This is a genomic window from Marinobacterium zhoushanense (genome assembly GCF_014641945.1).
Classification (GTDB): domain Bacteria; phylum Pseudomonadota; class Gammaproteobacteria; order Pseudomonadales; family Balneatricaceae; genus Marinobacterium_D; species Marinobacterium_D zhoushanense.
Genome location: NZ_BMIJ01000010.1, coordinates 1 through 12,818, shown reverse-complemented (window position 1 = coordinate 12,818; position 12,818 = coordinate 1). Strand labels below are relative to the sequence as shown.

13 protein-coding genes and 1 rRNA gene are annotated in these 12,818 nt (G+C 56.8%); 11 read left to right on the top strand and 3 right to left on the bottom strand.

Translation table 11 applies throughout. The features are described from left to right. Positions 1 to 4: 4 nt before the first annotated feature. Positions 5 to 982, bottom strand: coding sequence for a homoserine kinase (locus IEX40_RS20465; RefSeq protein WP_188751812.1), 978 nt, complete (start codon positions 980 to 982; stop codon positions 5 to 7). Positions 983 to 991: 9 nt separating this feature from the next. After that, positions 992 to 1,276, bottom strand: a complete 285-nt coding sequence (locus IEX40_RS20460; protein ID WP_188751810.1) for a DUF2782 domain-containing protein — start codon at positions 1,274 to 1,276, stop codon at positions 992 to 994. 130 nt (positions 1,277 to 1,406) lie between these two features. Between IEX40_RS20460 and polA the strand changes: the two genes are divergently transcribed. Next, positions 1,407 to 4,142 carry a DNA polymerase I gene (gene polA / locus IEX40_RS20455; RefSeq protein WP_188751809.1) on the top strand — a complete coding sequence of 912 codons (2,736 nt, stop codon included), beginning with the start codon at positions 1,407 to 1,409 and terminating at the stop codon, positions 4,140 to 4,142. A 169-nt stretch (positions 4,143 to 4,311) separates the two neighbouring features. Here polA and yihA read toward each other — a convergent pair whose 3' ends face one another. Beyond that, positions 4,312 to 4,962 (bottom strand): ribosome biogenesis GTP-binding protein YihA/YsxC, encoded by a 651-nt coding sequence (gene yihA / locus IEX40_RS20450; RefSeq protein WP_188751807.1) that lies wholly within the window; start codon positions 4,960 to 4,962, stop codon positions 4,312 to 4,314. A 202-nt stretch (positions 4,963 to 5,164) separates the two neighbouring features. Between yihA and IEX40_RS20445 the strand changes: the two genes are divergently transcribed. The 10 genes from IEX40_RS20445 to IEX40_RS20400 all read left to right on the top strand — a co-directional run. Then, positions 5,165 to 5,767 carry a c-type cytochrome gene (locus IEX40_RS20445; RefSeq protein ID WP_188751806.1) on the top strand — a complete coding sequence of 201 codons (603 nt, stop codon included), beginning with the start codon at positions 5,165 to 5,167 and terminating at the stop codon, positions 5,765 to 5,767. A 131-nt stretch (positions 5,768 to 5,898) separates the two neighbouring features. Continuing rightward, a complete protein-coding gene (locus IEX40_RS20440) occupies positions 5,899 to 6,531 on the top strand; it encodes a thiol:disulfide interchange protein DsbA/DsbL (protein WP_188751805.1) in 633 nt (210 codons plus the stop codon). Between the two features lie 131 nt (positions 6,532 to 6,662). Then, the gene (locus IEX40_RS20435) at positions 6,663 to 8,225 is read left to right on the top strand and encodes a GGDEF domain-containing protein (protein ID WP_188751804.1); all 1,563 of its coding nucleotides are present in this window, start codon (positions 6,663 to 6,665) and stop codon (positions 8,223 to 8,225) included. A gap of 50 nt (positions 8,226 to 8,275) precedes the next feature. Further along, positions 8,276 to 9,907: a ubiquinone biosynthesis regulatory protein kinase UbiB gene (ubiB, locus tag IEX40_RS20430; RefSeq protein WP_188751798.1), complete on the top strand. Its 1,632-nt coding sequence runs from the start codon at positions 8,276 to 8,278 to the stop codon at positions 9,905 to 9,907. A gap of 82 nt (positions 9,908 to 9,989) precedes the next feature. Further along, positions 9,990 to 10,391: a phosphoribosyl-AMP cyclohydrolase gene (hisI, locus tag IEX40_RS20425; RefSeq protein ID WP_188751796.1), complete on the top strand. Its 402-nt coding sequence runs from the start codon at positions 9,990 to 9,992 to the stop codon at positions 10,389 to 10,391. 2 nt (positions 10,392 to 10,393) lie between these two features. Beyond that, a complete protein-coding gene (locus IEX40_RS20420) occupies positions 10,394 to 10,726 on the top strand; it encodes a phosphoribosyl-ATP diphosphatase (RefSeq protein ID WP_188751794.1) in 333 nt (110 codons plus the stop codon). 37 nt (positions 10,727 to 10,763) lie between these two features. After that, positions 10,764 to 11,018: a Sec-independent protein translocase subunit TatA gene (gene tatA, locus IEX40_RS20415; RefSeq protein ID WP_188751791.1), complete on the top strand. Its 255-nt coding sequence runs from the start codon at positions 10,764 to 10,766 to the stop codon at positions 11,016 to 11,018. A 19-nt stretch (positions 11,019 to 11,037) separates the two neighbouring features. Next, positions 11,038 to 11,397: a Sec-independent protein translocase protein TatB gene (gene tatB, locus IEX40_RS20410; RefSeq protein ID WP_188751789.1), complete on the top strand. Its 360-nt coding sequence runs from the start codon at positions 11,038 to 11,040 to the stop codon at positions 11,395 to 11,397. Next, positions 11,390 to 12,157, top strand: coding sequence for a twin-arginine translocase subunit TatC (gene tatC / locus IEX40_RS20405; RefSeq protein ID WP_188751787.1), 768 nt, complete (start codon positions 11,390 to 11,392; stop codon positions 12,155 to 12,157). Before tatB ends, tatC begins: the two co-directional genes overlap by 8 nt. A gap of 459 nt (positions 12,158 to 12,616) precedes the next feature. Continuing rightward, positions 12,617 to 12,818: ribosomal RNA gene (locus IEX40_RS20400) — 16S ribosomal RNA — on the top strand; the annotation flags it as partial.

The window sequence follows — 12,818 nt, the reverse complement described above, 5'->3', positions numbered from 1 at the left end:
CGAGTCAGCCGAGGCTGGCCGGTTGGGCGATCCGCGCCAGCAGGATGCGTTTCAGCTCGTCCGGGTCTTTCAACTTCATCTCCGCATCGCTCTGTCGGGAGGCCTGGCTGATACCGAGCCAGGGGATTAGGCGCGACAGCCAGAAGCGCATGGCGGCAGTGCGGCAGAGTTGCGGCCAGGCTGCATGCTCGGCGTCGTTGAAGGGGCGGACGTTGGCGTAGGCGTCGAGCAGGGCGCGCTCGCGGGTCGTATCGATACTGCCGTCAGGGTTGACGCACCAGTCGTTGGCGACGATCGCCAGATCGTAAAGCCAGTAGGCAGTGGCGGCGTTATAGATATCCAGAATCGCCTCGACCTCGGTGCCGACAAACAGCGCGTTGTCGTGGAACAGATCGCCGTGGGTGATCCCCATCGGTAGCTGTTCGGCATTCTGACGCAGCTCGTCGAACAGGCGGACCTCCTGCTGCAGCAGCTCGGCATCCTCGGCGCTCAGCCGTGGCGCAATGCTTTCGCTTTCGCGGCGCCACCAGAACACGCCACGGTGTGCCTGCCGGGTCAGGTAGAAGTCCTGGCCGGCCAGATGCAGATGCGCCAGCGCACGACCAATGCTGGCGCAATGCTCGGCGGTCAGCTCCTGCTGGGCAACATGGCTGCCGTTGAATCGAGGTTGCAGAAAGGCCGGTCGACCACACAGCAGCTTCAGGCCGATACCGTTACGGTCCTCGATGGCATAGGGTACAGGGACGTCGCGCTCAGCCAGCCATTTGCCCAGCTCGACGAAGAACGGCATCTCGTCGTAGCTGAACTCTTCAAACAGGGTCAGTACATACTCACTGCGCCGCTGCTCGTTTTCGAGGGTGACAAAGTAGTTGGTGTTCTCGATACCGCCGTCGATCCCCTTGAGGTCGACGCAGGTGCCAAGGTCATAATCAGCCAGCAGCTTATCCAGCTCGGCTCGGGATACGGATGTATAGACTGCCACGATCGATTGTTACCAGCTGAAGATGACCCATTTAGGGATCAGAATTTGTGATTCTTCGACGCGAATATACTCATCGCCTGAGCCGGGGGCGGGGACCAGGTAGTAGGGCGGGCCAACCTTGGGTACGACCTTGATCTCCTTGAGCTGGCCGTTGACCTTGTACTCGTAGTAGGTCGCTTCCTGGTCATGGCTGATGGTGATCTCCGGCTCGCCGGTTTCGGTATCGGTCACCACCTCAGCCTGCGCCAGCGGAGCCAAGGCCAGCAATCCCGCCAGCAGAAACTCTTTCATCATTGCATTGTTCCCTGTTGTAACCACCGCCGTAACGCATTGGTCGTAGCGGCCTTATTTGTCTATGATTGTGGGCCTTTGCGGCAGGCTGAACAAGCCCGCATCAGAATTCACCAGTCGATGGACAGCACCGATGAGCGCACAGAAACCTCCTGTTATTCTAGTAGACGGCTCCTCCTATTTATATAGAGCCTTCTTCGCCTCGCAGCAGGCGGATCTGCGCACGGCAGAGGGTTTCCCGACTGGCGCGGTGCGAGTGGTGACATCGATGCTGCGCAGTCTGCTGAAACAGTACCCGGACAGCCCGGTCGCCGTGGTGTTCGACGCCAAGGGCAAGACCTTTCGTGACGATCTCTACTCAGAGTATAAGGCGCAACGCCCGCCCATGCCGGACGATCTGCGCGACCAGATCGAACCTATTCACGACATTATTCGCGCCATGGGCATTCCGATCTTCGTCGAAGAGGGGGTCGAGGCGGACGATGTGATCGGTACCCTGGCGCGCCAGGCCGAGGCCGCCTGCTGCGACGTGGTGATCTCCACCGGTGACAAGGATATGGCACAGCTGGTCGACGACAAGGTCTCGTTGATCAACACCATGACCGACACCCGGCTCGATATCGAAGGCGTGCGCGAAAAGTTTGGTATCGAGCCGGCCCTGATCATCGACTACCTGGCGTTGATGGGGGATAAGGTCGACAACATCCCCGGCGTACCCGGGGTCGGCGAAAAAACCGCCCTGGCGCTGTTGCAGGGAATCGGCGGTATCCAGGATCTGTACCAGAATCTCGAGCGGATCCCGGAACTCGGTTTCCGCGGTGCCAAGACGATGCCGAAAAAGTTGGAAGAGAACCGCGAAATGGCGGAGCTCTCTTACCTGCTGGCCACGATCAAGACTGACGTGGCGCTGCATATCGGTCTTGGTGATATCAAATTGACCGATCCTGATCGCAACAGCCTGCTTGAGCTGTTCAAGCGTTTCGAGTTCAAGAGCTGGGTTGCCGAGCTGGAGCAGGGGGATGGCACGGCTGAGCCCGCGCAAGCCGAAGCGCCCGTGGTAGAGGTCGAGTATGAAACGATCTTCGAGCAGGCCGAGCTGGATCGTTGGCTGGACAAGCTGAAGGCGGCGGGCAGTTTCGCCTTCGATACCGAAACCACCAGTCTCAACTATATGGAGGCTGAGCTGGTTGGCGTCTCCTTTGCTGTGGAGCCTGGCAAGGCCGCCTATGTGCCGCTGGCGCACGACTATGTCGGCGCGCCGGATCAGCTTGACCGCAAGGCGGTGCTCGCGCAGCTCAAGCCGCTGCTGGAAGACCCCGACTACAAAAAGATCGGCCAGCACATCAAGTACGATATGAACGTACTGGCGAACTACGGCATCGAGCTGCAGGGCATAGGTTCGGACACCATGCTCGAGTCCTACGTACTCAACTCCACCGCCAGCCGGCACGATATGGATACCCTGGCGCAGCGTTACCTGAACGCCGAAACGGTCAGTTTCGAGGCGATCGCCGGCAAGGGCAAGAAGCAGCTTACGTTCAACCAGATCGACCTGGAGCAGGCTGCGCCCTACGCGGCCGAGGATGCCGATATCACCCTGCGCCTGCATCAAACGCTGATGCCCAAGCTGGAGGCCGAGGGTGAGCTGGTAGCAGTCTTGAAGGAGATCGAGTTGCCGCTGGTGCCGGTGCTGTCGCGGATCGAGCGCAATGGTGCGCTGGTCGACGCCGCATTGCTGGGGCAGCAGAGCCGGGAGATCGAGCAACGGCTCAAGGAGCTGGAGAACGAGGCGCATGAGTTGGCGGGCGGGCCGTTCAATCTGAGCTCCACCAAGCAGTTGCAGGAGATCCTGTTCGACAAGCAGGGGCTGCCGGTGAAGAAAAAGACCCCCAAGGGAGCACCGTCCACGGCGGAAGAGGTGCTGCAGGAGCTGGCGCTGGATTACCCCCTGCCCAAGGTGATCATCGAACACCGGGGTCTGAGCAAGCTCAAGTCGACCTATACCGATAAGCTGCCGCAGATGATCAACAAGGCCACCGGCCGCATCCACACCTCCTATCATCAGGCGGTGACCGCGACGGGGCGCCTCTCCTCCACCGATCCCAATCTGCAGAACATCCCGGTACGCACCACCGAGGGGCGGCGTATCCGTCAGGCGTTTATCGCGCCCAAGGGGTATAAGATCGTCGCCGCTGACTACTCCCAGATTGAGCTGCGTATCATGGCGCATCTATCCGGCGACAAGGGGTTGCTGGAGGCATTTGCGCAGGGTGAAGATATCCACAGGGCGACGGCGGCCGAGGTGTTCAAGGTGTCGCGCGATCAGGTGTCCTCCGATCAGCGCCGCAGTGCCAAGGCGATCAACTTCGGCTTGATCTACGGCATGTCTGCTTTCGGTCTGGCCAAACAGCTGGGGCTCGGTCGCAAGGAGGCGCAGACCTATATCGATCACTATTTCGAGACCTACCCGGGTGTGCAGCGTTATATGGACAGTACCCGCGAACGGGCGCGTGAGCACGGCTATGTCGAGACGATCTTTGGTCGTCGGCTCTACCTGCCTGAGATCAATGCACGCAATCCGATGAGCCGCCAGGCCGCCGAGCGCACGGCGATCAATGCGCCGATGCAGGGTACGGCGGCCGATATCATCAAGAAGGCGATGGTGCGGGTCGATGACTGGCTCAGGGAAAGTCGCATCGATGCCCGCATGATCATGCAGGTACACGACGAACTGGTGTTCGAGGTGCGGGAGGCGGATGTGGAAACCTTTCTCGAGCAGGTGCATCCGTTGATGGAAAACACGGTACAGCTGGATGTGCCGCTACTGGTCGAAGCCCAGTCTGGGGATAACTGGGAGCAGGCGCATTGAGTTTTTTTTCAACAGCGGTGAACTTTTATATTTTTGACTACTCTTAGATACAGAGACCGTTGGTGTTCAGGACGCAGCATGTAAGAAGAGGCGGTCTCGTGTCATGACAAATCCACTGACCCCGGTTGCCGTTTCCCTTCCCCTTCGCGGCCCCGGGGTTTTTTATTGCCTACGCTTCGCCGCCCTCGGCGGCGCTGGCCTGTTCCGGCAGCAGCCAGCTATCGAGGCGAGCGCGTAGCTCGTCGACGCCGGTTTTCTTCAATGCTGAGAAGGTCTGCACCGAAACCCGGTCGCCCAATGCCGCTTTCAGCGATTTCCGTAGTTGCAGCAGTGTACTCTGCGCCGGACCGCGCTTGAGCTTGTCGGTTTTGGTCAGCAGCACATGCAGCGGTACGCCGGTTGATCGGCACCACTGCACCATCATCTCGTCGAACTCCTTCATCGGGTGGCGGATATCCATCACCAGAACCACGCCGCGCAGGCATTCGCGATGCTGCAGGTAGGCATCGAGATGTTTCTGCCAGTGCTGTTTCAAGGCGATCGGCACCTTGGCGTAGCCATAGCCCGGCAGGTCGACCAGGCGCAGGCCCTCGATATTCAGGTCGAAGAAATTGATTAGCTGGGTGCGCCCCGGTGTTTTGGATACGCGCGCGAGCTGGGTGTGTTGGGTCAGCGTATTGATTGCGCTGGATTTGCCGGCATTTGAGCGGCCGGCAAAAGCCACCTCGGCGCCTTCATCGGGCGGGCATTGGCTCAGCTTGGAAGCGCTGGTGTTGAAATGGGCTGATGGGTAATGGATAACCGGTTCGCTTGAGGACATGGGATTCCGCTGCTGGCGCCCGACTAATGGATACGCTTATTTACGTTCCAGTTTGTGGGGATATTAGTTTATAATGCCGCCAAATTTTACCCGCGATCTGGTTAGCGCTCCAGTCAGGGATAGTACGACTTCGAATGTTTTCACCGCTTTTTGGGCGGCGGGAATACTATATTTTTGTCTTACAGGGTCTGGGTTATTCACTATGAACAAACTACTGATCAGCTTATTGGTTACTCTCGGTATCACCGGTGTTGCACATGCCGCAGGCGATGCGGCAGAGGGCAAACAGAAGGTGGCCGTGTGCGCAGCTTGTCATGGCGCCGACGGTAACAGCCTTGCTCCCAACTTCCCGAAACTGGCCGGGCAGAACGAGAGCTACCTGCTCAAACAGCTCAAAGATATCAAGGCGGGTGATCGTACCGTACTGGAAATGACCGGCATGCTGACTAATCTGAGTGAAGAGGATCTGGCCGATATCTCGGCGTTTTTCGCCAGCCAGAAGATCCAGCTTGGCCAGGCTGCTGAAGATCAGGTCGCTGCCGGCCAGCAGATCTTCCGTGCCGGTATTGCTGACAAGGGCGTTGCCGCTTGCACCGCCTGCCATGGCCCGCAGGGCAAGGGTAACAACGCTGCCAGCTTCCCAGCGCTGGGCGGACAGAGCGCGGCGTATATCGAGAGCTCTCTGAAGAAGTTTGCAGCGGGTGAGCGTGCAAACGATCCGGCAGGCATGATGCGCGATATCGCGGTGAAGATGAACGACGCCGAGATCAAAGCGGTGGCTCAGTACGTACAGGGCCTCCATTAATCGCTGATTCAGCGGTGAAGTATTACAAAGGCAGCCTAGCGCTGCCTTTGCTGTTTCTGCGTCTGGTAATGAACTTAAAACCGGCCGACGCGGTCTCTGAACGATATTGATGCCTACGGACTGGAGATGACATGATGAAAAAATGGTTGCTGGCTGCCGTTGCAGCCTGTTTTGCGGTAACGGCCTGGGCTCAGGAAGCGCCGCGCTATGAAGAGGGTGTCCAATACGAGCGTATCGCCCGACCGGTGCCGACGACGACAGGAGACAAGATCGAAGTGGTCGAGATGTTTGGCTACCTCTGTCCGCACTGCAACAGTTTCGAGCCGCTGTTGGAAAGCTGGACGGCCAAGCAGCCGGCTGACGTGCAGCTGGTCACCATTCCGGTCGTATTCGGACGTAGCTGGGAGCCGTTGGCACGCGCTTTCTACGTGGCGGATCTGCTCGGCAAAGTGGAGGAGACCCACAAGCCGATGTTCGATGCGATTCACAAGGAGCGTCGCAACATGCGCTCAGCGGACGATCTGGCAGATTTCTATGCAGATTACGGCGTAGAGCCGGATAATTTCCGTAAGCAGTACGAATCCTTTGCTGTCAGCATGAAGCTGAAACAGGGGGACGCCAAGGCTCGGGGTTACGAGATTACCGGTGTTCCAACGCTGATCGTCAACGGCAAATACCGCATTACCGCGTCGAGCGCCGGCGGTCATGAGCAGATGCTGAAGGTCGCCGACTACCTGATCGAGCGAGAGCGCCAGGGCAACTGATTAACCTGATCTAGTTCAGGAAATTTGCTCTTGCTCCAGGGTTCAGCCTGTTAAGTGTCGCGTAGCGTGATATATTGCGGCATTCGATCAATCAGGGCGCTACAAGGCGTTGCGTAGCGTGGAGCTTCCCGGTGGCGGTAGAGCACGACGACTGGAAACAGAGATTTAAGGAACTGGCGCAGGAGTGCGAGGTGCTGCAGCAGCGCGTTGATGCAGCCCAAGCACTCAATCGCACGCTGAGTAACCAACTCGCTTTGGGGGTGCGCGGGCAAAGTGCAGCCCTCGATGTAGAGTTGGATCAGCTGCGTGAGCTAGTGCAGAAATCTGCTGGCGGCAGCCAGTTCGACAACGCGTTGAGTCGTGTGGAACGGCAGATCAAGCTGCTCGACGATCAGCGTTTGTCTGTTTCAGGCGATATCCGCAATGCGTTCGAGCGCTGGCTGGGCCAGTTACGTGGGCTTAGCGATAGCGAAGCCTTTGCCAACCTACTTAAAGGCGCCGCCCGGCGTGTCCCCGATGCCTCAGAGCATCTTTACAAGCTTTCCAGCCTGTTGCTGGAGATGGTCGAACTGCAGAAGGGGCTCTTGCCTCGCTCTACCGAAGAGCAAGAGTTCGCGCTGAATCACGGTAACCAGAAAGATAGCGTCGATCTTGAACTGCTCGAGAGCCAGGTGGCCGAGGAGATGCTCAAGCTGATTGAGGCGCTCAATGTGCAGAGTCCCGGCCTCGCGCTGGCGCGACAGCTGATCGAGCGTATCGAGTCGGGTCTCAAGATCGCCGAGATTGGCGAAGTGATGATGGACCTGGTCAAGCTGGCGCGTCTCTCGGCTGGACTTGAGCACCAGGAGTTTGAAAATTACCTGCTAAATCTGAATGAGCAGCTGGCGTATGTGCAGAGCTTTCTGTCACATAGCCAGGACGAGGAGCGCTTGGCTTTTGAGGCGCACCAGCATCTCGATAGAGAGGTGCGTCAGAACGTCAGCAAACTCCATCAAAGTGTAAAATCCTCCAATGACCTGCCGTCATTGAAACTGGCTGTGTCGCAGCAGTTGAACAGCATCGTGCAGACCATGGATCACTATCGCTCACGTGAAAGCGAACGCGAAAAGCGGATGCAGGTACGCTACGAGTCGCTGCTGGAAAAAGTGGAGCAGATGGAGGCGGAAACCAGTCGTGTCCGCTCCCGAATGGAGGAGGAGCAACTGCGCGCGCGCACCGATCCCCTGACCGGTTTGCCTAACCGGGTCGCCTATGACGATCAGCTGCAGGAGGCGATGGGACGTTGGGAGCGTTACCAGACACCTTTTTCCGTGGCCGTGGTGGATCTCGACCGGTTTAAGGAGATTAACGACGCCTATGGTCATTTGGCCGGGGATAAGGTACTCAGACTGGTCGCGAGAGTGCTGCAAAGGAGTCTGCGCAGTAGCGATTTTATCGCTCGCTACGGTGGAGAAGAGTTTGTCATTATTTTCCCCTCGACCGTCGACGCTGATGCCGGGGCTGCTGCTGAGAAGCTGCGTGATGCGGTCGCCAGCAGTCCGTTCAACTTCCGTGGTGAGCCGGTAACGGTAACCGCCTCGATCGGGGTCGCTCAAGTCAATAACGGGGATAAGGATGATGAGGTTTTTGCCCGCGCCGATAGCGCGTTATATCAGGCGAAAGAGCAGGGTCGTAACAAGGTAGTCTCCGCTTAACGCATCACCCCTTCTGTACACTGTAACGCCACCTTCCGGAGCTCTTTTTTGTGCGAACGGTATTCCGTCTGATCAAAATCGCGCACGTTGTTGCGCTCTACCGACTCGATACCTTTATCCAGGAGGCGCCCCTGCCGGGATTCCTGCGCTTTCTGCTGCTGTTTTTGCCATCGCGTTGGTTTATACGGGCCCGCGAACCACGGGGTGTCCGTTTGCGCTTGGCATTGGAAGCACTGGGTCCAGTTTTCATAAAGTTTGGCCAGATGCTGTCAACCCGGCGAGATCTCCTGCCCGAAGATCTGGCAGTCGAGTTGGCGCGCTTGCAGGACAGGGTACCGCCCTTTGCCGGCGAGGAGGCGCAACGCATTATCGAGCGCTCGCTTGGGCGTCCCATCGGAGAGCTGTTTGCTGAATTCAGTGTGGTGCCGATGGCGTCTGCATCGGTAGCGCAAGTGCATGGAGCGCGGTTGCATAACGGTCAAGAGGTTGTGGTTAAGGTGATACGACCGGGCATCGCCAGCGTCATTCGACAGGATGTCGCACTGCTCTACACGCTGGCGCATCTGGTGCAGAAGCTTTGGTCGGAAGGACGTCGCCTTAGACCGGTAGAGGTGGTGGCCGAGTATGAGCAGACCATCTTCGACGAGCTGGATCTGCGTAAGGAGGCCGCCAATGGCTCCCAGCTGCGGCGCAACTTCGAAGGCTCGTCCATGCTCTATGTGCCGGAGATCTATTGGGATCTGACGCGCCAGAATGTACTTGTTATGGAGCGCATATACGGCATTCCGGTCGCTGATGTGGAGCAGTTGAAGCGCCGGGAGACCGACATGAAGCTCCTCGCTGAACGCGGTGTCGAGATCTTCTTTACCCAGGTGTTCCGCGACAGCTTCTTTCATGCCGATATGCATCCCGGCAATATATTTGTCTCCGACCAGTCGCCTGCAGATCCGCGTTACATCGCAGTCGACTTTGGCATAATTGGTGCTCTGTCTGAAGAGGATCAGAGTTATCTGGCGCGTAATATCCTGGCGTTTTTCAAACGGGACTATCGCCAAGTGGCGCAGCTGCATATAGATTCCGGATGGGTTCCGGCCGATACCAACGTAAACGCGTTTGAGACTTCAATACGCAGTGTCTGTGAGCCCATATTTGAGAAGCCGCTGAAGGATATCTCGTTCGGAATGGTGCTGCTGGGGCTCTTTCAGACCGCGCGCCGGTTCAATATGGAGGTGCAGCCTCAGTTAGTGTTGCTGCAGAAGACCCTGCTCAATATTGAAGGCTTGGGGCGTCAGCTCTATCCCGACCTGGATCTGTGGAAAACTGCCAAGCCGTTCCTGGAAAACTGGATGCATGAACGGATGGGGCCAAAAGCGGTCTACCGAAAGATGAAGCAACAGGCGCCGGACTGGCTGGATAAGCTGCCGCACATGCCGCAGCTGGTCTATGACGGTTTGCAGCAGATGCGACGTCTGGAGGAGAGTCAGCAGCGCTTGATGCAGCAGTATGACGAGTCGGAAGGGCGGCGCCAGAGCGGCAGCCGGCGATCATTGAGCCTGGGCGCATTGCTGTTAGTGCTGGCAGCGCTGAGTGCCCTGCCGGAGGGGCGGGCATTGGTCGAACAGATGCCCTGGTATGGCTGGGTAAGTGCGTCGCTCGGAGTCGTGCTTCTTTGGCGGGTATAGTTGTGGTCTAGCATTGGGCAATCGATTATGCTCTTCGCTCCTGCGTATACGAACGGTTGTTGTGAATAAGATAGCGGAATCAATGGAAAATAGTTGGCTCGAACAGATTAAATGGGACGACAAAGGCTTGGTCCCGGCAATTGCTCAGGATCGTTCCAGTGGGCGTATCCTGATGGTAGCCTGGATGAGCCGCGAGTCTCTGGAGTTGAGCGTACGCGAACAGCGTGCCATCTATTGGTCACGTTCTCGTGGCAAGCTATGGCGCAAGGGCGAAGAGTCGGGGCATGTGCAACACCTGCATGAACTCAGGTTGGACTGCGATGGTGATGTCGTTCTGTTACAGGTAGAGCAGGTCGGTGAGATCGCTTGCCACACCGGTCGCGAGAGCTGCTTCTACAGAAAGCTCGATAGTGATGGTGAGTGGCAGGTAACGGATCCTGTGCAGAAAGATCCGAATGAAATCTACGCGAGCCAGGAAAAATAGAGATGAGCAGTGTGCTTGAGCAGCTCGGTGCCGCGCTGGAGCAGCGCAAAACCGCGTCGGCTGAAACCTCCTACGTTGCCAGTTTGCATGCCAAGGGACTGAATAAAATACTGGAGAAAGTAGGGGAGGAAGCGACGGAAACCATACTGGCGGCAAAGGATGCACAGCAGAGTGGCGAGAATGCCGATCTGATCTATGAAACCGCAGATCTCTGGTTTCACACGCTGGTTATGTTGTCGCATCTTGGTGAGTCGCCTGAAGCAGTGCTGAATGAGCTTGCCAGGCGATTTGATCTGTCCGGGTTGGATGAGAAAGCCTCCCGTACAAGTAAATGATCGCGAGGCCCGTTGGCCTCGGTAGTGGAGAATAGATATGGGCTTTGGTGGAATCAGTATCTGGCAGCTGGTAATCGTGCTTGGCATCATTATTCTGCTGTTTGGAACCAAGAAGCTGCGCAACCTCGGCAGTGATGTCGGCGGTGCAGTGAAGGGTTTCAAAAAGGCGATGAATGAAGACAGTAGCAAAGACGAAAACACTGCTCAGAAGTCTATCAGCCAGGATGATGCCGACTTCGCTGCCTCGGACAAGAGCGCGGAGCAGGCCGAGAAGAAGACTGAAAGTAAATAAGCGCGCGGCTGACTGACAGATGTTTGATATCGGCTTTGCCGAATTGCTGGTGGTGGCGGTCGTTGCCCTTCTTGTGCTCGGCCCGGAAAAGCTGCCGATGGCAGCGCGTACCTGTGGACTCTGGTTGGGTCGGGTGCGGCGCACCGTTGGCAATATTCAGCGTGAAATAAACGAAGAGCTGCGGGTCGAAGAGTTGCGCCGCACCACGGCGATCAACAAGGACAAGCTTGATGAAGAGCTTGCCGAAATGCGTACCCCCTTCACTGCAAGTAAATCCGCAGCCACTCCAGCTTCCGATACCGATTCCGAGAATGTGGCTCCGCCGCCGGAAACCGGTGCCAACGAGGCCAGCCTGAAGAAACCGACAGCAGATGAGTGAACCACATCTAGATCCTGAACAGCCGCTGATCTCTCATCTGGTTGAGCTTCGGCAGCGCCTGCTGCATAGCGTGCTGATTATCCTGGCGATTTTTCTGGCACTATTCTACTTTGCCAACGACCTCTATGAATGGTTGTCGGCGCCGCTGACGGCCCTCCTGCCAGAGGGTACCAGCATGATCGCGACCGATGTGACGTCGCCATTTTTTGCACCATTCAAGCTGACATTGGTTGCGGCGATCTTCGCCGCCATGCCTTTCCTGCTCCACCAGGCCTGGGCGTTTATCTCACCTGGATTGTATAAACACGAGAAGCGCCTCGCGGTTCCGCTGTTGCTATCCAGCATTCTGCTGTTCTATCTCGGCATCGCCTTCGCCTATTTCGTCGTGTTTCCGCTGGTGTTTGGCTTTTTCACCAGTGTGGGACCGGAAAATGTAGCGGTTATGACCGATATCAGCAGCTATCTGAACTTCGTTCTTAAGCTGTTCTTTGCCTTCGGAATTGTGTTCGAAATACCGGTGGCGACGCTGCTGGTAGTCTGGTCCGGTATGACCGATGTGGCTTCGCTCGCTTCGAAACGTGCCTATGTGATCGTGGGATGCTTCGTGGTTGGTATGCTGTTAACCCCGCCCGATATCATCTCCCAAAGCCTGCTTGCGGTGCCTATGTGGTTACTGTTCGAGCTCGGTTTGATCATGGCGCGCCTAACCCATCGGGAGCGTAATGAAGCGCTCGATGAAGAGGGCGAGACGAATAACTGAGTTAGTAGCTGTTCGGCTATCGCATAGTTATTTAAAAAATATTACAGCGCCCTGTTGACTCCCTCGGGGAGGTCTGTAGAATGCGCCTCCTCGCTTGAGCTGAACGCCTTCAGAGGTTGATCGGGTTCAAGTGAGGCGGTCTCCAAGCTGTTGAATTCATTGTGTATTTTTTGAGTTTGATGCGAAGAGGTCGCGGTGAAAAAGCGAAAATAAACGCTTGACACCGAACGCTGAGGCGGTAAGATATGCGCCTCGCTTGAGACGACGGATTCGGTAGTAAGCAAGTCGCTCAGCACGCTCTTTAACAAGTCGATCAGGTAATTCGTGTGGGCGCTTGTCGGGATCTAAGCACACAAAGCTTAAATCTCAAGACAAGCAACCTATATGTGAATTCATTTAGCGTTGTTTATACCTTGAGCGAACGAAGGGAAGTTTACTTCCTGAAGTTCAACTGATTTTAAACTGAAGAGTTTGATCATGGCTCAGATTGAACGCTGGCGGCAGGCCTAACACATGCAAGTCGAGCGGTAGATCGCCTTCGGGTGATTGAGAGCGGCGGACGGGTGAGTAACGCGTAGGAATCTACCTATTAGTGGGGGATAGCCAGGGGAAACTCTGATTAATACCGCATACGCTCTACGGAGGAAAGTGGGGGCTCTTC